The organism is Pseudomonas sp. NPDC012596 (assembly GCF_042902325.1).
GTDB lineage: Bacteria > Pseudomonadota > Gammaproteobacteria > Pseudomonadales > Pseudomonadaceae > Aquipseudomonas.
On the sequence record NZ_JBIBEB010000010.1, the window covers coordinates 117,315 to 142,236 of the forward strand.

The window sequence follows — 24,922 nt, forward strand, 5'->3', positions numbered from 1 at the left end:
ACTCATGGGGCAGGTCGTCAGCCTTTGGCGTCGGTCTTGGGCTTTTCGCCGCATTTGCCTTCACCGCACTTGCCTTCACCTTTAGTGGCCTTATCGTCGGCGCCGCACTTGCCTTCACCACATTTGCCTTCCCCCGGCGCCTTGGCAGATGCCAGTTGATAACCCTGGGGCAGTGGTTCTACAGCAAAGGCACTACTGCCAAGGGCCATGCTGCCGAGCAAGGTGGCGCCGAACAGGCCAAGCTTTTTCCGTGCATCAATCATGATGAAGCTCCACATAAGTGCAATAGAGGAGCCATTAGAGCGTGAGGGAGCGTCGCCGATACATCACCACAATCAGCGCAATGTATAGGACTGGATGTCCCGAGTTGTCAGATTACAGAGCTGCAGTGCGCCCGCTCCTACGGCATACAGCAAGGAGCGGGGGAGCCCTGTCAGTCCTCCAGCGGCTTGGGCGGCGCTGCAGGCTTGGCGGGTTTGGCGGGTTTGCTGTCCTTGGCTTTGGGCTCAGGAACGGCCGCAACCGGTTCCGGGGCGGCCACAGCCTTCTCGGTCGCGGGCAATTCGTCGACCGCCTTGATGATGGCCTGCGGATCGAGCTTCTCGCCCAACTCGTCATCCTTGAGCATGTGCCGCTCGCCATCCTTGCCCACCAGGATCACCTTGGTGCCCTTGCTCGCACCGAGCTTGAGCTCACGGATCAGGGCCATGGTGGTCTGCTGTTCGAGGTTCTTGTCCTCACGCTTGCCCATCATGTTGGCGACGCTGTACACCACCAGGCCACGTTCCTTGAAAGCCGCCTGGGTAGCGGGATCCTTCAGCGCCTCATTCAACCCCCTCAATGTAGGGTCGGCAGAACTGGGGGCAATGATCACCAAAGGCCGTGCCTTGCCCAGTTCCTTGGCCAGAGGGGCATCGCTGTCGGCGGCGAACAACGGGCCAGTGACGGCGAGCAAGGTGGCGAGGGTCAGTGACCGGACGAGCATACACATCTCCTTATTGTCTCGATAAACCAATGACTACAGATCACGGAGAAAAATCCGACCCGGAGCCTAAACCACTTCGAACATCAGTTGGTCAGGGAAAAGTAACTGGCGGTTTCCAATGATGCTTCAGCCCAGGATGCAAGCGTTATGGGAAACAGCCAACATCCTGACTGAGCATAGTCCAAAGCCACTGCGGACAAAACAGTACAAGGCCTTGCCTTCCTCGGCGACTGTCAGCGCACCTCGATGGGAGGGTCCGCCGGGCCGGACGCCAGAAGCCTGAGCGTCATATCCAGCATCAAGCCACGCCGCGCCGCCCGTTGCTCCCCCAGAATGGCATCCGATTGGTCACGCCGCTCCTCGTCCGTGAGTGCCTCGTCGTCGAGTACTGCGTCCAGACGGCGGCGGAATGGGAGGTCCACCTGAGCGAAACCATGGGGTTGAGCGCGCTCCAGATGCGCCTGCCAAAATGTTCGATCAACCAGAGAGCGTGCCACCTCTTCCTGCGTCTCGGCCTGATAGACAGCCGCTTCAGCCCGGGCCAGGTGCGCCTGAGTGACGCCTGCCAGGGGACGAAAACTCATCTCGCCCACCTCGATGGGCAGGTTGAGCCGATGCCGCAAACCCAGGCGATAGGCGAGCCCCACCTCGCTTTCATCGGGATTGCCGCCGCGGTCGATGATCTCCTGTACGGCAAGGCGGTCAACTTCGTCCAGACGCCACAAACGCCGCCCCAGATCAATCAAGCTCTGCTCGGTACTCCCGTGATCACCGGACTGGGCATTCCATACCAGCCTGTTCAATTCAAGGTTGCTCAGGCACCAGGTAGCGCCGTCCTGGCAGCCCCATTCATCGTTGGCAACGGTCATCAGTTGCTCACGCAGGGCTGGCTCGTTCGCCATCGCCTGCAACAGGCCAAGTACCCGCTGCGCCAGTGCCTGAGCATCGATGTGAAAGTCGGCGGAATGCAGCAGTTGCTGCAGCACGCGGAAGAAGCGGTCTGCCGGCTCCCCTGCATCCACTGCTTCCCAGGCGGCCACGAGCAGCCCTCTATAACGCGGCCCGACAGCATCACCCCACACCTCGCGGGCACGATTGATCTGTTCACGAAGAAGCGCCTCATCAGGCGGCGCAAGAGGTGCCATCAGAGACGCTTGCACACGTACCAGCTCGGCTTCGTCAAAAGGATTTCCGGCCAGTCTGATCCTTCTTCGAAATGCGACAGGTACTTGATAGAACCATTCTGGGACGTGCCTGATACGGTTTTCGCGCATATCCATGTATAGCAACCCTTGGTGATCGCTCGCCCCTTCCGGGAAGCGGTTGACCCCCGTATTACGCATGCTCAGCCAGCGCAGTGCACTCAGCCCTCTGAGGCTGAATGTGCGCCCCAGCGGGTTGTGGGACAGGTCGATGTATTCCAGCCCAGTGGCGCTTGCCAGGGTAGCGGCCTGGCTGGTGCTCAGGACGATCTGGTTGTCGGTCAGGGTCAATTGGCGCAAGTGCCGCATTTGCAGCAACGGTTGCGGCAAACGCGTCAAGACGTTGCCCCCCAGATCCAGCGCTCTCAGATTGGGGAAGGCCAGCAGAAAGCTCGTTGGAACCTCTTGCAGCTCCATGCGCAGCAGCGACAGATCCGATACGTGTGAAAAACTGACCTGGGCCGGTATTTCCGGCAACCCGCCAGGCCTGTTGTTGTACAGGACCATGCGGTAGTCCTGGTCAATATTGAGATGGGCTTGCCCGGCGTCCGTGGTATGCCGCCAACAGTCGGTCAGCGTATCGAATACGTCTATCCGGTCTTCCCTCACAGCACCGTCTGACTCCGCCACCCACGCTGAGAGGCTGTTCTGCAGCACAGTCAACTGCTCACCCAGCTCAACCAGAACCTCTTCTACCCGACGGCCCGACAACTGCACATGTTCGGTCCACACCGCCACTTGCTCATCACTGAAGGATGGATACAAGTCCCGCACGATTGCCGCGAGCGACCTGTCGACACGGCCAAGCCCACCCGAATTGCAGCCCCCCAGGGGGTAACCGAACAGACGGTCACTGACCCGCTGTGGTGCCCGGAAAGCGCCGGGGCGCTGCAAGCCGAGCAACCGCTCGACCTCGGTACGACGTTGCAGCGCCAAGCGGCCCAACATGACGCGCAGGTTATGTGCGAATGGGTCACCCACCGCCATGGCCTGCCGCTGGCTGGGTGCATATGCCGAGGCGATGACGTCGAACATCTCCCCCGCCTCGCCAGATCGCCCACCCTGGGCATCGAATAGCTGGAACGCGCCATTGAAGTGGACCAGATCGAATGCCTGGGACCCCTCTTCGGTGGACATCAACAACGGCCCGTTGAGATAGCCTTCGAACAACCTCCAACGTATACCCTCGGCTGTGCCGGGCAGGTATTTGAGCAACCCCAAGGCAACGCGTGCCAGGTCGGCGTTCTGTGGCGTGTCCAGGAAGAAACCTTCGAACACGCGCGCCTGGCGAATTTCCTGCACGCTACCCCTGGCTGCTTCAGCCAAGGGTAGCGGGACACGGCCACTCGCCAACAAGCGCCTGCGATCATCCCCAGAAGCTGCGCGCAGCAACCCTTGCGCGGCACGCCGGTGCAGGCCAGGAAACACCCGGCGCAGCAACGTGCTGCTGGCAGTGTCGGTGATTTGCACAGCGTCATACATGCGCCCCAACAAATTACGACGCTGGGCCCAGGCCAACTCGGCCAGTGCCTGGTCCGACAGGCCATTGGCACCTGGTAGGCTCTGGGCGTGTTGCAGCACCGTGATGTCGTCAACCTGCTCACCACCGCGCAAACGGCTGACCATCGCGCGTATGCGCCGGTCGAGCCTTGAACGCTCTGCGCTATCCAGCAAGCCTGGCTGCGGCGCTCGTCCGTAGACGTGCAGAGCCCTTAATTGATCTGCGCCAAATCCATGAAAGCTCATTACCTCATCAATCTGCTCATCGCTCATGGCATCCAGAGGGGGGCCGAGGCGTCGGAACATGCGGTGCGTGTCATTCCATTCGGACGGTTGCTCGCTCCACAGGCGCCAGGCTCCGGCGCCATTATTTCGCAGCGCAGGACCATGCTGGGCGCGCGGGCGAAGCTGCCATTGGCCGTTGTCGGGGTGCTGCGTCACTGCATAGTGGTGCCCGTCCATCTCGATCCAGGCCTCACCCTCAAGCCGCCTGACACCCAGCGCATCGGGCGCAGACGCAGCGCTGGGCAGCAGGCTGCGGAACGGAGCAAGGTCGGGCTTCCAGAGTTTGGTGCTGCCGTCCTCCAGCCGCGCTGGCAGCATGCCGTCGACTACCGCAGAGCGCGTCCACAAGCGCCGGACGACCGTGATGCCTGCTGCGGTGGCCGCGAGCACAGCAAGGTCGGTAGCCACGTGGGTCATGTGGTCGAGCGCCTCCTGAGCATCACCGTCATGCCAAGCCTCGATGCCATGATAAACCTCACCCAGCAGCTCCCACGCAGTGACCGCCAACAACACCAGGCCAATGCTCGGTACAAACAACCCGGCAATATTGAGCAACGCCCAGCCTTCTGCGGCCAGCCGCTCATCATGGGCGCGCTGCAGGTCACGATCGAGTTGGGCCACCGGCATCACGATGACCGACGCATCGTCTTTGATCTGGCGGATCCGCGATTGAGCAAGGCTGTTGAACAACGGCTCTGGATAAGCCCGCAGGCGTGGCTTCAAGTCAAAACCTGCCCAGTCGGGAAGACCGTCGAAAGCAGGTACCACACTCGCGAAGAATGTCGAGCTATCGCGTCGGAGCACGAACCGGCTGAAAAACCGCTGATAGCTCTTGACGCGCAAGTGGTGCCCCAGCTCGCGGTTGAGGGCGCTCAGGCTCTGGAATGCCCGCCAAGGCGCGACCGGGTCGCCGGGCACGTAGATCAATAGCCGTCGCGTAGTATCGAGCAGCGGCCCCTGGTCGATCACATCCAGCACAACAATCTGTTCCAGCGCACAGCCCAGTAACGTCAGGCGCTTGGCCACCACCAGATCACCCGCAAGGCGTAATAACTTGCCATCAATGCACATGGCGGTTATCAGTTTCAGCTCACTGTCGTCCAGGGTCTCATCCAGCCTGGCTTTGTACGCATCCACCAGCATCGAATAGCGGCTGGTGTTGACCAGCAGCGCCTCCACGCGTTTCTCGTCCCCAGCGGGCTTGAGGATGGCATCCAGATGACGTTGATAAGCCTCCCCCAAGTCGAGCTCCCGGCACAACGCGGCGAATTCGATGGCCGTGGGTGGTTTGCCCTGGACCTGCCGCGGTGTGAGCAGGCGGTTGCCCACGGGTTGGCCGCCAGGCCTTGCCTGCTCGGAAGTAAAGTTTCGCAACACCACTTCGAGCAGCGGTTTTTCCTCGTACACCACCCTGGTGAGGTGGGCCCCTACGGGTTGAGCGTTGATGACCGGCTCTCGACGGCCTTGCAGAAACATCAATCGACGCAGGTTGTAGCTGACGCCATGACGTTGCGCGAGTGCGTCCTCCATTGCCGAGGCCACAAAATCGTCGATGTTTTCGATACGCGTCTGCAACGCGCCCAGCTGTTGCCGAAACTGCAGGCTCTTGGCCAGTGCGTCGGCCAATGCCGGAAGCTGCTCAGCAGGTGCTTTGCGCAGCCACGAGGGCAGCCGCTCGCCGATGATGCCATCCTGAAAAGCCTCACTGGCGCGACGCAATTGCTGGTAACGATGCTCATCTGGCGGTGATGGGGTAACCATGCTCGAAGCCTCCTGAAAATAAAGAGGCCAGCCTAGACAGGGCACGTTGATCGAGGCGTTAGATAGCTAACGCCAGCGCTCAGAACAACAGCAACTGGCGGTCGGTCAATGCCGCAAAATCGTCACCGACAAAGGGCAGGATGGCATCGGCCACGGGCTGCAGTTGCCTGCTGAAGTAATGGTCATAGTCGATCGGCGACTGCAGGTTTTCCATCGGTTCCGGGCCCGCCGTGGTAATCACGTAGCTGATCCAGCCACCATTCTGGTACTGCTGCGCACGACCAAGGCGGCGGTTGTAGTCATCAGCCAGGCGCGCGGCGCGTACATGCGGTGGCACGTTGCGCTGGTAGTCGGCCAGCGGCCGGCGCAGGCGCTTGCGGTAGATCAGCAGCTCGTCCAGTTCGCCCGCCAGGGTCTGCGCAACGAACCCGCGTACATAATCGCGGTACGGCTGGCCGCGGAAGATCCGCCCGTACAAGGCTTGCTGGAACTGTCGGGCCAACGGTGACCAGTCGGTACGCACCGACTCCAGGCCCTTGTACACCATGTCTTCGCTACCATCGGCGCGCTGCACCAGCCCGGCATAGCGCTTCTTGCTGCCCTCGTCGGCACCTCGAATGGTCGGCATCAGAAAGCGCCGGTAATGGGTTTCGAACTGCAGCTCAAGCGCGCTTTCCAGGCCCATGGTTTGGCGCAGGTGCTGGCGCCACCACTGGTTGACCTCGGCCACCAGTTCGCGGCCAATGCGGGCCGCAGCTTCCTCACCATGGGCGCCCTTGAGCCAGACGAAGGTGGAATCGGTGTCGCCATAGATCACGTCGTAGCCCCGCGCCTCGATCAGCGCGCGGGTCTGGCGCATGATCTGATGGCCACGCATGGTGATCGATGACGCAAGGCGCGGGTCGAAAAACCGGCAACCACTTGAACCCAGCACGCCGTAGAAGGCATTCATGATGATCTTCAGGGCCTGCGACAACGGCGCATTGCCTTCGCGCTTGGCTTCCTCCCTGCCCTGCCAGACACGCTCGACGATCGCCGGCAGGCAATGCAGGCTGCGCGAAAAACGCCCGCCTCGAAAGCCCTCGACCGAGTGCGTGTCATCCGGCTGGCGCAAGCCCTCGACCAGGCCCACCGGATCGATCAGGAACGTGCGGATGATGGAGGGGTACAGGCTTTTGTAGTCGAGCACCACCACCGAGTCATACAGGCCCGGGCGCGAATCCATCACGAACCCACCGGGGCTGGCTTCATCCGGTCGACTGCCCAGATTAGGCGCCACGAAGCCAAGCCGATGCATGTGCGGGATATACAGATGACAGAACGCCGCCACCGAACCGCCGCTGCGGTCCACCGCCAGCCCGGTGACGGATGAGCGCTCGAGCAGAAACTCCAGCAACCGGGTATGGGCGAAGATACGCGTCACCAGCTCGCAGTCCTTGAGGTTGTAACGGGCCAGGGCCGGTTTGTCCTCGGCGAACATGCGGTTGATCTCGTCCATGCGCTGGTAAGGCGTATCGATCGCCTTGCCTTCACCCAGCAGCGTCTGGGCGACGTTCTCCAGGCTGAACGAGGGGAAACTCCAGGTGGCCGAACGCAGGGCTTCGATGCCATCGATCAGCAGCCGGCCAGGTGCGTCTACGAACACATGGCCGCCGTTGGCGTGGGCACGCAAGGTCATGGGCGCGCCATTGCGCCCCAGCGTCAACGGCACCTGCAGTTGTTTGGCATGCTCATGCAGGATGCGCAAGTCGAACTGGATCAGGTTCCAGCCGATGATCGCATCCGGGTCGTGTTCGGCCATCCACTGGTTCAGGCAGTGAAGCAGCTCAGCGCGGTCGGGGCAGTAGCGCAGGTCGAAATCCACGTTACTGGCCTGAGCATTGGCAATGCCCAACATGAATACCTGGCGTTGGCCACATCCCTCTACGGCAATGCTGTACAACTCGCCGCGTTCGCTGGTTTCGATATCCAGCGATGCCAGACGCAATGGCGGGCGGTAGTGCGCGCAGGGTTTGAGTTGAGCATCACAGATGACCCCTTGGGCATCCGGGTGCCCGGCGAACTGCACCGCCGCCGTGATGAAGCGCTCCATCAGGTAGCGCTCTGGCGGGCGGATATCGCCCTCGAACACCTCTACGCCGGCACTGCGCAGGCGTTGTTCAAGTTGCATCAGTTGCCGCTGCTGACGGCAGTAAACACCCATTACTGGCCGGTGCTCGAAATCACGCAGGCTCAGGGTTTTGAGTTCAACACCTGTTTCACCGGCCAGCAACAGCCGCGCGTGCTCCGCCTGCGCCTGCAGGATGAACATCACTGAACCGTGTGGGGCCAGGCGCAACAGGCGTGGCCCCTGGTCGGTGGCCAGCCAGAACTCCACGCAGGTGCCTTCGGGCGTGTCGTGCCAATGCCGGGTCAGGACAAAGCCCTGCTGCAACTCCACTGCGTCGTCCTCGGTGCAACCGATAGGTCGGAAAGGGTAATTCTACCCTTGTGTGGGCAATCACCCGTACAGGTAGTTGATGTCCTTGTAGGCCAACGGTGGCAACTGGCCCAGCAGGAAGTCGCGCAACTTGTGCATCTGCCTTGCCTTGGGGCTGGATTTGAGCCAGGTCATGTAATACCCGTCTCCGGTCGCCACGGCATGCTTGAACGGCGTGACCAGGCGCCCGGCACCCAGGTCGGCACTGGCCAGCACCAGGTCGACCACCGAGATGCCCAGGCCCTGCTGGGCTGCGGAAATACCCTGGTCGAGGGTGTCGAACACCTGGCCCTGGTCGATGCTGATGTCCAGCGCATCCATGCGCGCCAGCCAGCGGCGCCAATCGCGGCGGTCCGGTGACGGGTGCAGTAGCTCGCACTGGCGCAAATCGCCCAGTGCCGGTTGCTCATGTGCCATGTAGTCCGGGTGGCACACCGGGATCAGCCATTCATCGAACAGCTTGAAGCTCTCGATATCGGCGGCAAAGCTGCCGCTGGACAGCAGAAACGCGCAATCGTAGGGCTCGGAGTAGAAGTCCACGGTGTCGATATCCATCCACACGCTCGACAGCTGCACGCTGCAGCTGTCGTCGACTTTCTTGAAGGCATCCAGTGCCCGCAGCAGCCAGCGCACGGTGAGCGTCGAAGGTGCCTTGAGGCGCAGCCCGTAGCGGTCCTGACGCAGCAGCGCGCAAGCGTTTTCGATGATCTTGAAGCCGACCTTCAGCTCCTGCGACAGCAGCCGCCCGTGTTCGGTGAGGCTCAACTTGGGGCCGCGGCGCTCGAACAAATCGCAGCCGAACATACCTTCAAGGGTCTTGATGTGGTGGCTGACGGCGCCCTGGGTCAGCGCCAGCTCTTCAGCCGCGCGGGTGAACGACCCGTAACGCGAGGCGACCTCGAAGGCACGCAATGCATGCAAAGCCTGAATCCGTTCCGACATGACGCCCCCGAAGCATGAGTAAGACTAATAGTAGGTCATAGTTCCACGCGTTTTACAACGTTAACTGCGTCTCAGAAAATGCAGGTAAATAACAAAGATAAGCCAATAACCTGCCTGCATATGTCTGTAACTTTCTGTTAATCAAACGCCTGGGGAAATCATGTTTACGGGTTATGGAAACTGCTATCGCCTGGATGCGCTAGAGCTGGCCGCTGAACATGTCCGGAACACGCAGCATTGGACGCACAAAACCATACAACATTTTCGCGACATCCTCGCCAACCCTGACTTCCCTTGCCTGTTCGGGCGCAAGGCGGTGGCTGGCGAATCCTGCCACATTCTGTTCGCCCGGGCCGAACAACTGGCCGACGACATCGCTCAAGGCCTCGCCGACTACGTCCGCACCATTACCCCCGTGCCAACCAAGCAACGTATCGGCAGCCCGCTGGTGGTGTTTCTCGAAACGGCCGCCGACAGCACCCTTGCCGAACAACAGGCGCTAGCCTGGAAGGTACTGCGCGGCGTGCACGCGCGCGACCCGCACCCCTGGCCCCAGGCGATACCCAGCGACCCCGATGACAGTGGCTGGTCATTTTGCTACGCCGGCATGCCACTGTTCATCAACATGAACTTTCCCGGCCACCGGCAGATGAGAAGCCGCAACCTGGGTAACCACATCACCTTCGTCATCAACCCGCGGGAAAACTTCGACGAAGTAGCCAACGCCGGCACCGAGAGCGGCAAGCGGATTCGTGCACGCATCCGCGAACGGGTGCACCACTACAACGACGGCGTCATGCCCGACAGCCTGGGCTTCTTCGGCCAGGCCGACAATTTTGAATGGAAGCAATACCAACTGCAGGAAGCAGGCTCGCTCAACCCGTCGCGCTGCCCCTTTCATGCCCACGCCCACGCCACGCCCGACACACAGATCGAGAATTGACCGTGAATACCGCACTGACCCTCACCTACGCCCTGACCGTCCTGCTACTGATCGCCACCCCTGGCCCCGTGGTGGCATTGATCGTCAACACCGCCGCGGCCTCTGGCTCGCGCAAGGCCATGTTTACCGCCGTCGGCACCAACTGGGCATCCTTGGTGCTGATCGGCGCCGCTGCCTGGGTCATCCTGACCAGCGCGGCCATCGACAAGGCCTGGCTTAGCGGCATGAGCCTGCTGGGCTGCCTGTTCATCGGCTACATCGCCGTAAGCACTCTGCGCGAGTGCCTGCAGGCGCCTGCCGCCGAAGCCGAGGCGCAACCGGCAAAAGCTGGGCGCGGCGGCTTGTGGCAAGGGTTCATGGTAGGTATTTCCAACCCGAAGGACATCATTTTCTTCATCGCCTTCTTCCCGCAGTTCATCCAGATCACCGAATCGTTCGGCAAAAGCATGGTGGTGCTGTCACTGCTCTGGGTGGCCATCGATTTCGCTGTTCTCAGCCTGTACATCTTCGCCATCGGCAAGCTCGCCTCGCAGCGCAGCAACCGCGTGATTTCCCTGGCCTCAGGGGTTGCCCTGCTGCTGATCGCCGTCGGCGGCCTGGCCTACAACTTCAAGGAGCTGGCGGGCTGAAGCCCAAAGCGACAGCCACGCCAGAGCCGAAGGACCGCCCATGACCTCGTCCTACCCCGCAACGCACGCCTCGACGCTGCAACCGGACTACCAGCGCTTCCTGCAACTGGGCACTCGGCGCGCCCCACATACCCTGCATGTGCACGAAAGTGGCTACCGCTCCGGTACCATCAACACCGACGCACTCGGGCTGCGCTACAGCCATTGCACCGGCAAGCGCTTTTCCGCCGCCGAACGCGGCGGCACGGCACGCGTCAACCTGCTGGTCGGCGGCTCGACCGCACTGGGTATCGGTGCCAGTTCCGACGAGCATACGGTGGCCTCGCAGCTGTCGATACTGACCGGTGAAGTGTGGCTAAGCCTCGCGGGCTGTGGGCTGAATGCGAGCCAGGAGCTGCTGCTGTTTCTCACCCACCAGCACCGCCTCGGCGAAGTGGGCCATGTGGTAGTGCTCAGCGGCCTCAACACCTTGGCCCATGAGGCGCTGGGCGAGGTGCTGGCGGGCCCGCACGACCTGCAGCACGCCAAGGCGCATCACGATTACCTGCACAGTTTCAACGAAGGCCTGCACCCCACCAGCCCGACGCGCCGGGATTCACTGTGGCAACGCCTTGGCCACGCACTGGCGCCGCGTCGGCAGGGGCAGGTCTTGGGCTGGTCGTTATCGCCGCCGGAGAAGCGCCTGGCCCACGCTGCCGACAGCATTGGCCGCACCTTGCGCCAGTGGGAGCGGATGCTGGCCGACAGCCACGCCACCCTTACCTTTATTCTGCAACCGCTGCTGCCCTGGTGCCGCGAAACCCTGCCTGCCGGTGAGCAAGCCATGCTGGCGGCGGTGGAACGCCAGCCTGCCAATTTCGACCGCCTGCTCGATGGCGCCTTCGACAGCCAGCTGCACATGGCATTCTTCAGGCGCATCAAAAGCCAGGCCGATCCGGTGCCTTGCTACGACATGAACAGCATGCTCAGCAGCTCGCCCGTTTTCGGCACTGACCTGTTCATCGACCGCTTGCACCTCAACGATTTGGGCAACAATGCCTTGGCCAAGGTGATCACGGCCAAACTGGGCCTTGCCCAGGAAAAACATGCGCAACGCAAGGTCACGCCGATCAAGCTCGTCTGACAGTTGACCGCCGGCCTTTCGGTCTGCCCCTAGGCTTGGCTAGAATAGGCAGTCGTTCCGATTCGCCCGAGGCGCACGCGTACCTGTGATGAACACCCATTCTGCCCACCTGTACCTGGCTACCCACCGTGGCTTCACCTGCTGCGAGGCGCCTACGTGAGCCGCGCAGCGCTGGGGCCGGTGTTGCTCGTCACCTTGGCACCGTTGGCCGCACAAGCGCTCGAAGCGCGCATCGACCCCCACGCCGACCTTCTGTACCGCCAGGCGCTGCCTTTGCTGGAGCAGGCGGACAACCCCGATGACAGTGCCAGCCCCCTGCGTACCGCCGTTGGCGGCGACCCGGAACTCAACCGGCAAGGCCAGGCACTGGCCCGCACGCTGCCAACGGCGGTGGCACTGCTGAAAAAGTCGGTGGAACTCGGCCACCCTGTGGCCCAGTATCGCCTGGCGCTCTACTACACGACCTACCTGCCTGCGGCACAGATACCCGATGCCGCCTGCCCGTTACTGGAGGCCAGCCTCAACCAGGGCTTTGCCCCGCCGGCCACGGCGATAGCCACCTGGTGCTCGGGGTTCAACGCCAGCCCAGCCTATCGCGAAGCCCTCGAAGCGATCCCGAGCATGGCCACGCTGTATGCACCCTATTACCCGCAGCCCGCCACCCGCCTGGCGTGCAGCCGCAGCCAGCCACAGGGGCTGCAGATGCAGTGGGGACGCCAGCGTGACTACCAGGCCGAGGTCTACCGCCTGCTGGGTGACCTGGACCCGCAACACAGCCGATCCCTGCTGCAGAAGGCCGTGGAAATCAATGGCTGTATAGCGGCCCAGCAACGCTTGACCAGCCAGCGGTGACACGCCTGCCTTGAGTGGGCGGGGCGGCGCCAAACGAGCAAGATCGTTCAAGCCACCCGCCCCAGCCTCTGGCATGCTGCTCTGCCGAACAACAGTGTCGCAACCATCATGCACAGAAGTCCGCCCATTGCCCGCCAGGCCTTCCTGCACGGCGCCATCGCCATTCTACCGCTATCGCTGGCCGTCGCCCCGTGGGGCCTGCTCGCAGGCTCGATGGCCATCGAGGCCAACCTCAGCGCCTGGGAAGGCCAGGGCCTGTCGGCGATCGTCTTTGCCGGGGCTGCGCAACTGGTAGCCATCGGCATGCTCAAGGGCGGCGCGAACCTGCTGTCGATCCTGCTAACCACCCTGCTGCTGACTTCACAGCACCTGCTCTATGGCTTGTCCATGCGCCCGGTGCTGTCGAACCAGCCGCTACGCTGGAGGCTGGGCCTGGGCTTTCTGTTGACCGACGAGTTTTTTGCACTCACCAGCCACTATGACCAGCAGCAGTTCAACCGCTGGTACGCACTCGGTGTCGGGCTGACGTTCTACGTGGCCTGGAACCTGTTCACCCTGGCCGGTATCGTGCTGGGCCAGAACATCCCGCACCTGGACCAGCTGGGCCTGGACTTTTCCATCGTCGCCACCTTTGTCGCGCTGATTGCACCGCTGGTCCGCAATGCCGCCACGGTGGTATGCGTGGCGGTGTCGCTGTTCTGTTCGGTACTGTTCAGCTATTGGCACTGGGAAACCGCGCTGGTGGCTGCCGGGCTGCTGGGCATGGCCGCCGGCTTCATCTGCCAGAAATACTTCGGAGGCCGCGCATGACCTGGCTACTGATCTTCGCCATGGGTGCCGTGGTGTTCCTCAACCGCTATGCCTTCCTCGAACCACGCCTGCCGTTGCGCCTGAGTTCCAACGCGCGGCAGTTCCTGGGCTTTGCCGTACCGGGCATGCTCACGGCAATCTGCGGCCCGATCATCTTCCTGCCCGGCCACCAGTTGGACCTGAGCCCGCTCAACCCCTACCTGCTCGGTGCCTTGGTGGCCGTCGCCCTGGTGTTGTTGACCCGCAGCGTGTTGCTGAGCATGCTGGTGAGCATGTTGATCTTCTTCCTGCTGCGTAGCTGGCTGGCATGACCATCCCCCTGCGCGAACAGACCCACCTCTGGCAAGCGCCCGCCCTGGGCGACGTCGAGATGCTGCACGCGCGCTATTTCCAGCAGCGCTTCGCCCCGCATGTGCATGAAGGTTACGTGTTCACCGTGATCGAGTCCGGCGCCCAGCGCTTCTGGCACCGCGGCAGCGAGCACCTGGCGCCGGTCGGCAGCATGGTGCTGATCAACCCGGACGAACTGCACACCGGCGCCACGGCCCATGAAGCCGGTTGGCGCTACCGCGGTTTCTACCCGGAGCATGAACGGGTGACCGGGGTGCTGGATGAGCTGGAACTGGGCCGGCATGGCATGCCGCGCTTCAACGCCAGCGTGATCCAGGACCCGGAGCTGGCGCGCGCCTTCAGCCAGGTGCACCAGTTGTCCGAGTCGGGTGCCAGCGCACTCGAGCAACAGACCGCCTGGCGCCAGGCGGTGCTGGCACTGGTGCAGCGCCACGGCCACTGCCCGGCGCCAAGCGCCCCCGGGAGCGAACCGCTGGCAGTTGCCCGCGCGCGCGAGCTGCTTGAAAGCCAACTGGCGGATCCACCGTCACTGGAAGCGCTGGCAGCGGCGGTCAACCTATCGCCCTTTCACTTCGCGCGCGTATTCCGCCAGGCCACTGGCCTGCCGCCGCATGCCTGGCTCAAACAGCGGCGCCTGGCCCGCTCCCGCGAACTGCTGAAAAGTGGGCTGGCCGCCGCCGACGTAGCGTTCAACCTGGGGTTCGCCGACCAGAGCCACCTCAGCCGACAGTTCAAGCAAGCTTATGGCGTAACGCCGGGCGCCTACCGCACCGCTTGCCTGCACAGCTAGGCCACTGCGACACCCGGCCCCAGGCAATCGCCCCAGCCGCTGCTACACTGACAGGGCTGAATGGAGGATCCTGCCATGTCCGAAAGAGAGCTCACCACCCTCATATCGCTGATGAACCAGCGTCAGGCTGCCCTGAGCAGTGCCTGCAAGGAGATTGCCGACTGGATCGACCGGCAGGGCGATGTGCCCGTCGCTGGCAAGATCCGCGCCAGCCTCAAGGCCCTGGAGGCCGATGAAGCCCAGGTTCGCAAGACCTTGACCTCGCTGACCCTCGAAAGGCCTCTGCCACGCTTTCGCAGCTGAATGAAGCGGGGCCGCATAAGCGGCCCCGTTCAAGTCAGTGTTTCATGTGCATGTGGTCGTGCCCACCGCCCATCTCGGCGTTGAGTGCACGGACTTCTGCCTGCACATTCAGGGTTTCCTTTGCGCCCTGCGCATCTTCGACCGTCAAGGTCAGCGGTACTTTCTCGCCTTCCTTCACTTGCTGGGTCAAGCCCATCAGCATCACGTGGTATCCGTTCGGGTCCAAGCTCACCGGCTTGCCGGCAGGCAGCTCGACAGCCTTGACTTCTTTCATGCCCATCACGTCACCGTTCATGGTCATTTCATGCACCTGCACGGTCTTGGCGATGGGCGAGGCCACGCCAACCAGCTTGCTGTCGCTGCTGGCCGTCAGGGTCATGAAGGCGCCGGTGGACTGCTGGTGGGCAACACTCGCACGCACCCAGGCATCGCTTACGGTGGTCTGGGCCAGGGCTGGCAGCGCGAGGCCCAGCAAGGCGATGGCGGCCAGGCCGCGCTTGATCGGTTGCAGTGAAACAGCCATTAGCAAATCTCCATCAGTGTAAGCAGGTCTTGCGCGCATTCCTTGGCATTCAGCGAATGGCCCAGGCTCAGGCGCAGGGTGCCACGGGTATCGTAGACGTAGCTGGTGGACGAGTGAGAGATGGTGTAGGTGTCACCGGCCGGAACCTTCTCGTAAAACACCTTGAACTCTCGGGCCACCTCGGCGATTTCTTCCGGTGTACCGGTCAGCGCGGTGAACGTCGGGTCGAAGGCCTTGACGTAGGCATCGAGCACTTCCGGGGTGTCGCGCTCCGGGTCCAGGGTGATGAACACCACGCGGAACAGTTCGCGGTCGCGACCTTTGAGCAGCTTCCTGATTTGCGCCGCACGCGCCAGCGTGGTCGGGCAGACCGCCGGGCACTGGGTGAAACCAAAGAAGATCATCGGCATGCTGCCGTAGAAGCTCGACAGGGTGACGTCGTTGCCCTGGGGGTCCTTGAGGCGGAACTTACGCCCGAGGATCTCGTTGCTCATGTTCTTGCCGTACTTGAACTCAAGCCCCCGGGCCGGGTTGCAGCCTGCCAGCAGGCCGAGCCCGAGAACGCCCATCCCGGCGACTACCGCGCGCCGGGTCAACAGATCATTCATGGAACCATCCTTTACAGGGAAGGTGCCGGCCCCAGAAGCGGGCCGGCCGAAAAACCGGGGCATTCTTGCATGGCACCCCGCGGGCTTCTACCCGACCAAGGCGGTGATGGCCTGCAGCCCTTTGAATACGGGCTGCGACCTGTTGTCGCAGGGGTTGAAACCGTAACAGTTTGTTGCTAGGAGCGCGTAATACTACAAATCAGTAGTAGGCGTTTTCCTTCTGGGTGTGGTCGGTCACGTCACGCACGCCCTTGAGTTCCGGAATACGCTCAAGCAGGGTGCGCTCGATACCTTCCTTCAAGGTTACGTCCGCCTGGCCGCAACCCTGGCAACCGCCACCAAACTGGAGCACGGCAATGCCGTCGTCGACCACGTCGACCAGGCTCACCTGGCCACCGTGGCTGGCCAGCCCAGGGTTGATTTCGGTCTGCAGGTAGTAGTTGATGCGCTCGTTGATCGGGCTGTCTTCATTGACCATCGGCACTTTGGCGTTCGGCGCCTTGATGGTCAGCTGGCCGCCCATGCGGTCGGTGGCGTAATCGACCAGCGCGTCTTCCAGGAACGGCACGCTGACCGCATCGAGATAGGCGGTGAAGCTCTTCAGACCCACGGCGGTGTCGTCAGGCTTCTCTTCGCCAGGCTTGCAGTAGGCGATGCAGGTTTCGGCGTACTGGGTGCCCGGCTGGGTAATGAAAACGCGGATGCCAATGCCAGGCGTGTTCTGCTTGGAAAGCAGATCGGCCAGGTAATCATGGGCGGCGTCGGTAATGGTTATAGCGCTCATGGAAGTTCCTCACAGACTTGCGGCCAAGTGTACGCCAACCTGGCCCCTGAACAAAGTCCTAGCATTTTACTCTGGAAAGGGCATAAGCCGGCGTTTGCCCCCGCGGCGCCGCCAGCCACGCCTGCATCCGCCGGTACAAACCGCGCTCCAGCCACTGGTAACTGAACCACGACATTAGTCCAATGGACGGCACGCAGAGGGCGAAGACCAGGTAGGGGTTGAGGTGCAGGCGCTGGCTGGCGAACCAGCCGGCATACAGCACCAGCACGTGGATCAGGTACACCGAATACGAGCAGTCACCCAATGCCTTGAGCACCCGGCTGCCCTGGAAGTACGGCTCCAGCGCGACAAAGGCCAGCACCACCAGGGCACTTGGCAAGCCCCAATGCAGCAGGCGCTGGGACGCGTCCAGGTGATAAATCGCGTAAGCCGCTACCCCAAGTACCGCCAGCGGCAGCCACAACCCTTCGCGCACCAGCCCGCGGCGGTACAGCACGCCGATGCCGATACCGAGCAGGAACTCGTAGATGATGCCGTTGTTGTAGAAGTGGCTGAGTACGCCAAGGCGGCTCAATACTTCACTGACCAGCAACAGTGCACCCGTCACCAGCAGCAGGTGGTGACGCTGGCGCACCATGAACGCAAGGCCAAACAGCAGGTAGAAGAACATCTCGAAGTTCAGCGTCCAGCCCACGTTCAAGGTCGGGTACAGGCCGTAGCCGCCGGGGTTCTCTGCCGGGATGAACAGCAGCGAGAGTAGCAGGTGACGCCAGTCGAATTCCTGGTGTGGCATCCATTGGCTGAAGGCCAGCAGCAGCGCTGCCATCAACGCGGTATAGAACCAGTAGGCAGGGACGATACGCAGGGCGCGGTTGAGCAGGAAGCGGCGCGGCTCGATGGCCTTGTCACGGGTCGAGAGGTAGATCACCAGCCCGCTGATGACGAAGAAGATATCCACGCCCACGGCGCCGCGATCGGTAAGGAACTGGCCCACGGGGCCTGTGGCATGGAAGTCGAAGAAGATCTGCATGAAATGGTGGCAGACCACCACCCAGGCGGCGAACGCCCGCAGTGCCTGAAGCGAATACAGCATGGAATACCTGCGATTGCCGGTGCATTGAGGCCCTTGCAAGCGCTGCTTGCTCGCAAGGGCCACCCACCGATTCCGACCGCAGTGATGCCGGAAAGGTCAGCTCAACCGATCAGAGGTTCTCGTAGCGGTTCATGTCCAGCACCCCCGCCTCCACAGGTTCGGTTTCCTGGATGAACGTGCTCAGGTCATGGAAGTAGCGCCAGAACTCCGGGTGGCTGCGGCGCACGCCCCAGCGCATGACGATGCGCTCGAACCTGGCAGCGTCGTCGCGCGCGTACTCCATGTCCTCGACAAACTCCGGCACGTCCGCCGCCGGAATATTGAAGATGAAGTTCGGGTAGCTGCTGAGTACCCCGGGGTACAGGGTCAGGGTATCCAGGCCCGGCTGATACCGGGCGCTTTCGCCAAGCAGGAAGGCGACGTTGCTGTGCGCACGGTTGCGCAGCAGGCTATAGACCTGGCGCTGGCCGCCCTGCCCTTCGATGCGCAGCATGGTCGCCTCGGGTAGTTGGTTGATCACCTTCAGGCCTGCGGCCGGGCGCGACACCAGGCGGCTGAGCGACTGCTCGACGTTGCGAAATTCCTCGCTCATCTGCGGCCGCGAGCAGTAGGCGCCCTGGCAACGGTTGATCGGGTCGGGCGCAGCGTTCAGGCTACCGGTGCGCTGCAGCAGCTTGAGGCCGAAGTCACGCTTGGCATCGCGCGGGTCGAGCTTGATGCCGCTCGGCGTATCGGTGTCGATGTCTTCGTAGTCGAGCCACATCTTCACCTTGCCGCTGTTCTGGTACCAACTGCTGAGAATCGCGCCACGCTGGTCGGCCGGCATCAGGCGCAGGAAGTTGACCTCGGCGCCATTGCGGATCAGGTCAAAGTACAAACGCGTCTGCAGCTGGTGCGAGACATTGCCGAACACATCGAAGTTGACCGCCAACTGGTAGTAGGTGCGCTCGAACAGTGGGTAGTCGAACAGCCACATGGTCAGCGGCACATCGCCCACCAGGCCTTTGGTCACGGCGGCACTGTCGAAGTGGCGGAAGATGCTCAGCAGCGCATTGTCGTTACCGGCCCACAGCGTCGACCAGCCTGGCGCAGGCATGTCGGCATAGGCGTCGCGGCGCAGTTTTTCGTACTCGTTGCGTTTGTCGCGGTAGGCGTGCCACAGCGAAAGCACGCTGCCCACATCGTCGATCTGCCCCGGCATGGCCAGCAACGGCGTGGCCTCGCCCCGGTACTTGGCGTCGGTGATGTAGCGGTCGTGGGCGGGCTCCTGGAACAGTGCCCAGAAGTTGTCGCGGATCACGTCGGTGGCGATCTGGCCGCGGCACACCGGGCCGCGAATGAAGGTGCGCACGAAGTATTCGGCGTTATCCAGCATGAACTGGTAACGCGCTACCGCCGGGATCGCCTCGAAGGTTTCGAACGGGTTGGCGCGGTGGCGTGGGCCATAACCCGGCAGCGCGGTGGCGTGCCAGTCGCCGGCGTAGAACAGCTGCTTCACGCGTTTTAGCTTGTGCGGCCCCATCGGGTAAGTGATGTGCGTTTTGTGCACGATCACGCCCTGCACCGGGATCAGGCGGTAATAGAAGTCGGTCCCGGGCGGGTCGTTGGGGCGGCGCGTGGCAATGATGTCGGCCGGCTGGCCGCTTGGGGTACGCGAGCGCACCCACTGGAAGAAGTGGCCCTGCTCGCCGCCGACAAAATGGATGTGCGCCAGGAACAGGTGTTCGTACAGCCAGCGACCAACCAGTGCCTCGGTGGAACCCGGGCGGTTGAGCAGTTCTTCCCAATCGGCGATCTGCTTGGCCTCGACCGCGCTGGGCTTGATCGGCTGGTACTCGACCGGCGCGCCCGCAGCCAACCAGCGCTGCAGGGTCTGGTACTCCTGGTCGGTCAGGCCGGTGACCGCCAGCGGCATGCCCTCCTTGGGGTGCGCGCCGGCGTAGGCATCGAACTCATGTGGCAGCGGGCACATATTGGTGCGGTTGAGCCCCAGAACGATCTCCTCCGGCAACTTGGCGTTGGGCGTGAGCGGCGTCTTGTGCCCCAGTTCGAGCATGCGCGCCATCAGCGCAGCCTGACTGCCCTGGTTGTCCAGCACCGAATAAAAGCCCTTGTTGCGCCAGGCCTCTTCGCTGTGAGCGTCGTAGAACAGCCGCGTCGTCGGCACCGCCTTGCTTCGCTCGCCTTGATACACCGGCACCTTGGTGGCGCCGCGAACCGCGCCCTCCGGGCTTTCCAGCTTGAGCTGGCAGGCCGCGTCGTTGCAGGCATGGCAGGCCACGCACTTCTCGGTAAAGATCGGTTGAATATCCCGGGTGTAGGAGATTGCCGGGCTCGATGGGGGGGCCTGCCCGAATGCCACGCTGCTGATCAGCAAGGCGAAGGCAGCAGCTATAAAACGATGCACCATGTGCCGAAAGTCCTGGTTCCTGAAAGCCATCACGATTGCCTGGTCGTCCGTGGGTGCTGATGGCTCAACATGAACAGAATTCATGCAAATGGCCGATGCGCCTAAAAACCGCGCAGCTTTGTTATGATTCCGCACCTTCTGATATTCGCCCGACCAGGTAGTTCCTATGTCCGACCGCAGCGCTCGTTACCAAGCACTCCAGCACGCACTCAAAGAGCGCATTCTGATCCTCGACGGCGGCATGGGTACTATGATCCAAAGTTATCGCCTCGAGGAACACGACTATCGTGGCACGCGCTTTGCCGATTGGCCAAGCGACGTCAAGGGTAACAACGATTTGCTGCTGCTCAGCCGCCCCGATGTGATCGCCGCGATCGAGAAGGCATACCTGGACGCCGGCGCCGATATCCTCGAAACCAATACCTTCAACGCCACGCAGATTTCCCAGGCCGACTACGGCATGGAGTCGCTGGTCTACGAGCTGAACGTCGAAGGCGCGCGCATCGCCCGCCAGGTCGCTGATGCCAAGACCCTCGAAACGCCGGACAAGCCGCGCTTCGTCGCCGGCGTGCTCGGCCCGACCAGCCGTACCTGCTCGATTTCCCCGGACGTCAACGACCCTGGCTACCGCAACGTCACCTTCGACGAGCTGGTGGTCAACTACATCGAGGCCACCCGCGGCCTGATCGAGGGCGGCGCCGACCTGATCCTGATCGAGACCATCTTCGATACCCTCAACGCCAAGGCGGCGATCTTCGCCGTGCAGCAGGTGTTCGAGGACGACGGTATCGAACTGCCGATCATGATCTCCGGCACCATCACCGACGCCTCAGGCCGCACCCTGTCGGGCCAGACCACCGAAGCGTTCTGGAACTCGGTGCGCCACGCCAAGCCGATTTCCGTGGGCCTGAACTGCGCACTTGGCGCCAAGGACCTGCGCCCGTACCTCGAAGAGCTGTCGACCAAGGCCGACACCCATGTCTCGGCGCACCCCAACGCCGGCCTGCCTAACGCCTTCGGTGAATATGACGAAACCCCGGCCGAAATGGCTGCAGTGGTCGAGGAGTTCGCTGCCAGCGGCTTCCTCAACATCATCGGCGGTTGCTGCGGTACCACCCCAGGTCACATCCAGGCCATTGCCGAGGCCGTGGCCAAGTACAAGCCGCGTGAAATTCCGGAAATCGCCAAGGCCTGCCGCCTGTCCGGCCTGGAGCCGTTCACCATCGACCGCCAGTCGTTGTTCGTCAACGTCGGCGAGCGTACCAACATCACCGGCTCCGCCAAGTTTGCCCGGCTGATCCGCGAAGAGAACTACACCGAGGCCCTGGAAGTCGCCCTGCAGCAGGTCGAGGCTGGCGCCCAGGTGATCGACATCAACATGGACGAAGGGATGCTCGACTCCCAGGCCGCCATGGTCCGCTTCCTCAACATGATCGCCGGTGAGCCAGACATTTCCCGCGTGCCGATCATGATCGACTCCTCCAAGTGGGACGTGATCGAAGCGGGCCTCAAGTGCATCCAGGGCAAGGGCATCGTCAACTCGATCTCCATGAAGGAAGGCGTCGAGCAGTTCAAGCACCACGCCCGCCTGTGCAAGCGCTATGGCGCCGCGGTGGTGGTGATGGCGTTCGACGAGGTCGGCCAGGCCGACACCGCCGCGCGCAAGAAGGAAATCTGCAAGCGCAGCTACGACATTCTGGTCAACGAAGTCGGCTTCCCGCCGGAAGACATCATCTTCGACCCGAACATCTTCGCCGTTGCCACCGGCATCGACGAGCACAACAACTACGCCGTCGACTTCATCGAGGCCTGTGCCTACATCCGTGACCACCTGCCGCACGCGCTGACCTCCGGCGGTGTGTCCAACGTGTCGTTCTCGTTCCGTGGCAACAACCCGGTGCGCGAGGCGATCCACTCGGTATTCCTGTTCCACGCCATCCGCAACGGCCTGACCATGGGCATCGTCAACGCCGGGCAGCTGGAGATCTACGACGAGATCCCGGCGGCACTGCGCGAGAAGGTCGAGGACGTGGTGCTCAACCGCACCCCGGAAGGCACCGACGCATTGCTGGCCATCGCCGACGACTACAAAGGCGGCGGCGCTACCAAGGAAGTCGAGAACGAAGCCTGGCGGTCGCTGCCGGTAGGCAAACGCCTTGAGCACGCCCTGGTCAAGGGCATCACCGCACACATCGTCGAGGACACCGAGGAGTGCCGCCAGCAATGCGCGCGCCCCATCGAGGTCATCGAAGGCCCGCTGATGAGCGGCATGAACGTGGTTGGCGACCTGTTCGGCGCGGGCAAGATGTTCCTGCCCCAGGTGGTCAAGTCGGCGCGGGTGATGAAGCAGGCCGTTGCTCACCTGATCCCGTTCATCGAAGCGGAAAAAGGCGACAAGCCGGAAGCCAAGGGCAAGATCCTCATGGCCACGGTCAAGGGCGACGTGCACGACATCGGCAAGAACATCGTCGGCGTGGTGCTGGGCTGTAACGGCTACGACATCGTCGACCTCGGCGTGATGGTGCCGGCGGAGAAGATCCTGCAGACCGCCCGCGACGAGAAGTGCGACATCATTGGCCTGTCCGGCCTGATCACCCCGTCGCTGGACGAGATGGTTCACGTTGCCCGCGAAATGCAGCGCCAGGGCTTCGAGCTGCCGCTGATGATCGGTGGCGCCACCACCTCCAAGGCGCACACCGCGGTCAAGATCGAGCCGAAGTACAGCAACGACGCGGTGATCTACGTGACCGACGCCTCGCGTGCGGTGGGTGTGGCCACCCAGCTGCTGTCCAAAGAGCTCAAACCTGGCTTCGTCGAGAAAACCCGCCAGGACTACGTCGAAGTGCGCGAGCGCACCGCCAACCGCAGCGCCCGCACCGAGCGCCTGAGCTATGCCCAGGCGGTGGCGACCAAGCCCAAATACGACTGGGCCGGCTACCAGCCAGCGGTGCCCTCCTTCACCGGCGTCAAGGTGCTGGATAACATCGACCTGCGCACCCTGGCCGAGTACATCGACTGGACCCCGTTCTTCATTTCCTGGGACCTGGCCGGCAAGTTCCCACGCATTCTTACCGACGAAGTCGTCGGCGAGGCGGCCACCTCGCTGTACAAGGATGCCCGTGAGATGCTCGACAAGCTGATCGACGAGAAGCTGATCAGTGCGCGCGCCGTGTTCGGCTTCTGGCCAGCCAACCAGGTCGCCGATGACGACATCGAAGTCTACGCAGGCAACGGCCAGCCGCTGGCCACCCTGCACCATCTGCGCCAGCAGACCATCAAGCCCGACGGCAAGCCGAACTTCTCCCTGGCCGACTTCGTCGCGCCGAAAGACAGCGGCGTCACCGATTACGTGGGTGGCTTCATCACCACCGCCGGCATCGGTGCCGAGGAAGTGGCCAAGGCTTATCAGGACAAGGGCGACGACTACAGCTCGATCATGGTCAAGGCCCTTGCCGACCGACTGGCCGAAGCCTGCGCCGAGTGGCTGCACGAACAGGTGCGTAAAGAGCATTGGGGTTATGCCCGCGACGAGCACCTGGACAACGAGGCGCTGATCAAGGAGCAATACAGCGGTATCCGCCCTGCCCCAGGCTACCCGGCGTGCCCGGATCACACCGAAAAAGAAACCCTGTTCCGCCTGCTCGATGGCACGGCCATTGGCGAGACCGGACCAAGCGGCGTGTTCCTGACCGAGCACTTTGCGATGTTCCCGGCGGCCGCGGTCAGTGGCTGGTACTTTGCCCATCCGCAGGCGCAGTACTTTGCCGTGGGCAAGGTCGACAAGGACCAGATCGACAGCTACAGCGCGCGTAAAGGCCAAGACATCAGCATCACTGAGCGCTGGTTGGCGCCTAACCTGGGGTACGACAACTAAAAGCTTGTGCGGCCCCATCACCGGCACGCCGGCGATGGGGCCGGTACATTCACCTACACTGTCCCTGATTGCCTCTGATTTCCTCAGGAGCCACCATGGACGACTCAAGCCAAGGCAAGCCCCCCACCTTCTGGCAAATGCTGCACAGCATCCTCGCCGCCGCGTTCGGCGTGCAGAGCGGCAAGAACCGTGCGCGCGACTTCACCCACGGCAAGGCCAGCCATTTCATCGCGTTGGGTACGGTGTTCACGCTGATGTTCATCCTGGTGCTGCTGGGCCTGGTGCAACTGGCCATGCACCTGACTGCGCGTTAGTCACACGAAAACGCCTGCGGGCATCCACCCCCCCAGGCGTCGTGGCTGGCTAACGGTCTGAATACAAGTCTACTGATGGCTGACCCAATACACGGCGGTGACCACCACCAGGACGATCAGGCAGAGGATCGCCCAGGCATCGACACTGCTGTCAGCTTTGCGGACCTTGGTTGAGTTTCCCATTGCATTGCCTCTTGTAGTGGTTATGGGAATGCACTTCACACCAGCAGTTAAGATGAGCAATGCCCTTTCCTCAAGCAGGGTTTTTCTCCAATCGACGGGTGACGCGTGGCGCAGCCCTTGAGCGTGCAGTTACACCCTCTGCAACAAACCCGTAGGGTAAACCTGTGCTCTGGATGGC

At 62.5% G+C, this 24,922-nt stretch carries 19 protein-coding genes and 1 pseudogene; 10 read left to right on the top strand and 10 right to left on the bottom strand.

All coding sequences use genetic code 11. From position 1 onward, the window contains the following. Window positions 1–20: 20 nt before the first annotated feature. The 5 genes and pseudogenes from ACFY68_RS14280 to ACFY68_RS14300 all read right to left on the bottom strand — a co-directional run. A pseudogene (locus tag ACFY68_RS14280) lies at window positions 21–263 on the bottom strand (EF-hand domain-containing protein); the annotation flags it as partial. 170 nt (window positions 264–433) lie between these two features. After that, the gene (locus ACFY68_RS14285) at window positions 434–985 is read right to left on the bottom strand and encodes a DUF4174 domain-containing protein (protein WP_387528286.1); all 552 of its coding nucleotides are present in this window, start codon (window positions 983–985) and stop codon (window positions 434–436) included. 233 nt (window positions 986–1,218) lie between these two features. Continuing rightward, the gene (locus ACFY68_RS14290; protein ID WP_387528288.1) at window positions 1,219–5,733 is read right to left on the bottom strand and encodes an NEL-type E3 ubiquitin ligase domain-containing protein; all 4,515 of its coding nucleotides are present in this window, start codon (window positions 5,731–5,733) and stop codon (window positions 1,219–1,221) included. 79 nt (window positions 5,734–5,812) lie between these two features. Further along, window positions 5,813–8,173 (bottom strand): DNA polymerase II, encoded by a 2,361-nt coding sequence (locus tag ACFY68_RS14295; RefSeq protein ID WP_387528291.1) that lies wholly within the window; start codon window positions 8,171–8,173, stop codon window positions 5,813–5,815. Between the two features lie 60 nt (window positions 8,174–8,233). Next, complete coding sequence (locus ACFY68_RS14300) at window positions 8,234–9,154, bottom strand: LysR substrate-binding domain-containing protein (RefSeq protein WP_387528294.1); 921 nt, start codon at window positions 9,152–9,154, stop codon at window positions 8,234–8,236. A 160-nt stretch (window positions 9,155–9,314) separates the two neighbouring features. Between ACFY68_RS14300 and ACFY68_RS14305 the strand changes: the two genes are divergently transcribed. The 8 genes from ACFY68_RS14305 to ACFY68_RS14340 all read left to right on the top strand — a co-directional run bounded on the left by ACFY68_RS14305 (window position 9,315) and on the right by ACFY68_RS14340 (window position 14,955). Beyond that, the gene (locus tag ACFY68_RS14305) at window positions 9,315–10,097 is read left to right on the top strand and encodes a YqcI/YcgG family protein (RefSeq protein ID WP_387528297.1); all 783 of its coding nucleotides are present in this window, start codon (window positions 9,315–9,317) and stop codon (window positions 10,095–10,097) included. A 2-nt stretch (window positions 10,098–10,099) separates the two neighbouring features. Then, on the top strand, window positions 10,100–10,726 hold the full coding sequence (locus ACFY68_RS14310; RefSeq protein ID WP_387528300.1) for a LysE family translocator: 627 nt from the start codon (window positions 10,100–10,102) through the stop codon (window positions 10,724–10,726). Between the two features lie 40 nt (window positions 10,727–10,766). After that, window positions 10,767–11,849, top strand: a complete 1,083-nt coding sequence (locus tag ACFY68_RS14315) for a hypothetical protein (protein WP_387528302.1) — start codon at window positions 10,767–10,769, stop codon at window positions 11,847–11,849. A 156-nt stretch (window positions 11,850–12,005) separates the two neighbouring features. Further along, on the top strand, window positions 12,006–12,701 hold the full coding sequence (locus tag ACFY68_RS14320; protein ID WP_387528305.1) for a sel1 repeat family protein: 696 nt from the start codon (window positions 12,006–12,008) through the stop codon (window positions 12,699–12,701). A gap of 108 nt (window positions 12,702–12,809) precedes the next feature. After that, window positions 12,810–13,511 carry an AzlC family ABC transporter permease gene (locus ACFY68_RS14325; protein ID WP_387528308.1) on the top strand — a complete coding sequence of 234 codons (702 nt, stop codon included), beginning with the start codon at window positions 12,810–12,812 and terminating at the stop codon, window positions 13,509–13,511. Then, window positions 13,508–13,822: an AzlD domain-containing protein gene (locus ACFY68_RS14330; protein WP_254480475.1), complete on the top strand. Its 315-nt coding sequence runs from the start codon at window positions 13,508–13,510 to the stop codon at window positions 13,820–13,822. The genes ACFY68_RS14325 and ACFY68_RS14330 overlap by 4 nt, the downstream gene beginning before the upstream one ends. Continuing rightward, a complete protein-coding gene (locus ACFY68_RS14335; protein WP_387528311.1) occupies window positions 13,819–14,652 on the top strand; it encodes an AraC family ligand binding domain-containing protein in 834 nt (277 codons plus the stop codon). Before ACFY68_RS14330 ends, ACFY68_RS14335 begins: the two co-directional genes overlap by 4 nt. Window positions 14,653–14,727: 75 nt before the next feature. Continuing rightward, entirely contained in the window at window positions 14,728–14,955 is a 228-nt protein-coding gene (locus ACFY68_RS14340) for a hypothetical protein (protein WP_346612911.1), read from the top strand. Window positions 14,956–14,989: 34 nt separating this feature from the next. Here the strand turns inward: ACFY68_RS14340 and ACFY68_RS14345 are convergent, their stop codons facing one another. From ACFY68_RS14345 to ACFY68_RS14365, 5 genes are all read right to left on the bottom strand, one after another. After that, window positions 14,990–15,478 (bottom strand): copper chaperone PCu(A)C, encoded by a 489-nt coding sequence (locus ACFY68_RS14345; RefSeq protein ID WP_346612910.1) that lies wholly within the window; start codon window positions 15,476–15,478, stop codon window positions 14,990–14,992. Then, window positions 15,478–16,086, bottom strand: coding sequence for an SCO family protein (locus ACFY68_RS14350; protein ID WP_387528316.1), 609 nt, complete (start codon window positions 16,084–16,086; stop codon window positions 15,478–15,480). The genes ACFY68_RS14345 and ACFY68_RS14350 overlap by 1 nt, the downstream gene beginning before the upstream one ends. 199 nt (window positions 16,087–16,285) lie before the next feature. Then, on the bottom strand, window positions 16,286–16,870 hold the full coding sequence (gene nfuA, locus ACFY68_RS14355) for a Fe-S biogenesis protein NfuA (protein WP_172218736.1): 585 nt from the start codon (window positions 16,868–16,870) through the stop codon (window positions 16,286–16,288). Between the two features lie 58 nt (window positions 16,871–16,928). Continuing rightward, entirely contained in the window at window positions 16,929–17,963 is a 1,035-nt protein-coding gene (locus ACFY68_RS14360; RefSeq protein WP_387528320.1) for an acyltransferase family protein, read from the bottom strand. A gap of 109 nt (window positions 17,964–18,072) precedes the next feature. Then, entirely contained in the window at window positions 18,073–20,373 is a 2,301-nt protein-coding gene (locus ACFY68_RS14365; RefSeq protein ID WP_387528323.1) for a fatty acid cis/trans isomerase, read from the bottom strand. A gap of 166 nt (window positions 20,374–20,539) precedes the next feature. On the opposite strand from ACFY68_RS14365, the gene metH reads away from it, so the two are divergent. Together metH and ACFY68_RS14375 are read left to right on the top strand one after the other, a co-directional pair. After that, window positions 20,540–24,247 (top strand): methionine synthase, encoded by a 3,708-nt coding sequence (gene metH, locus ACFY68_RS14370; protein WP_387528326.1) that lies wholly within the window; start codon window positions 20,540–20,542, stop codon window positions 24,245–24,247. A gap of 95 nt (window positions 24,248–24,342) precedes the next feature. After that, window positions 24,343–24,561, top strand: coding sequence for a DUF2970 domain-containing protein (locus ACFY68_RS14375; protein WP_387528329.1), 219 nt, complete (start codon window positions 24,343–24,345; stop codon window positions 24,559–24,561). Window positions 24,562–24,922 lie beyond the last annotated feature (361 nt).

Coding starts and splice junctions, on each gene's coding strand:
- ACFY68_RS14325 (WP_387528308.1), top strand. CDS start 12,810: ATGCACAGAAGTCCGCCCATTGCCCGCCAGGCCTTCCTGCACGGCGCC.
- ACFY68_RS14305 (WP_387528297.1), top strand. CDS start 9,315: ATGTTTACGGGTTATGGAAACTGCTATCGCCTGGATGCGCTAGAGCTG.
- ACFY68_RS14365 (WP_387528323.1), bottom strand. CDS start 20,373: ATGGTGCATCGTTTTATAGCTGCTGCCTTCGCCTTGCTGATCAGCAGC.
- ACFY68_RS14285 (WP_387528286.1), bottom strand. CDS start 985: ATGCTCGTCCGGTCACTGACCCTCGCCACCTTGCTCGCCGTCACTGGC.
- ACFY68_RS14375 (WP_387528329.1), top strand. CDS start 24,343: ATGGACGACTCAAGCCAAGGCAAGCCCCCCACCTTCTGGCAAATGCTG.
- ACFY68_RS14315 (WP_387528302.1), top strand. CDS start 10,767: ATGACCTCGTCCTACCCCGCAACGCACGCCTCGACGCTGCAACCGGAC.
- ACFY68_RS14330 (WP_254480475.1), top strand. CDS start 13,508: ATGACCTGGCTACTGATCTTCGCCATGGGTGCCGTGGTGTTCCTCAAC.
- ACFY68_RS14360 (WP_387528320.1), bottom strand. CDS start 17,963: ATGCTGTATTCGCTTCAGGCACTGCGGGCGTTCGCCGCCTGGGTGGTG.
- ACFY68_RS14340 (WP_346612911.1), top strand. CDS start 14,728: ATGTCCGAAAGAGAGCTCACCACCCTCATATCGCTGATGAACCAGCGT.
- metH (WP_387528326.1), top strand. CDS start 20,540: ATGTCCGACCGCAGCGCTCGTTACCAAGCACTCCAGCACGCACTCAAA.
- ACFY68_RS14290 (WP_387528288.1), bottom strand. CDS start 5,733: ATGGTTACCCCATCACCGCCAGATGAGCATCGTTACCAGCAATTGCGT.
- ACFY68_RS14335 (WP_387528311.1), top strand. CDS start 13,819: ATGACCATCCCCCTGCGCGAACAGACCCACCTCTGGCAAGCGCCCGCC.
- nfuA (WP_172218736.1), bottom strand. CDS start 16,870: ATGAGCGCTATAACCATTACCGACGCCGCCCATGATTACCTGGCCGAT.
- ACFY68_RS14350 (WP_387528316.1), bottom strand. CDS start 16,086: ATGAATGATCTGTTGACCCGGCGCGCGGTAGTCGCCGGGATGGGCGTT.
- ACFY68_RS14345 (WP_346612910.1), bottom strand. CDS start 15,478: ATGGCTGTTTCACTGCAACCGATCAAGCGCGGCCTGGCCGCCATCGCC.
- ACFY68_RS14300 (WP_387528294.1), bottom strand. CDS start 9,154: ATGTCGGAACGGATTCAGGCTTTGCATGCATTGCGTGCCTTCGAGGTC.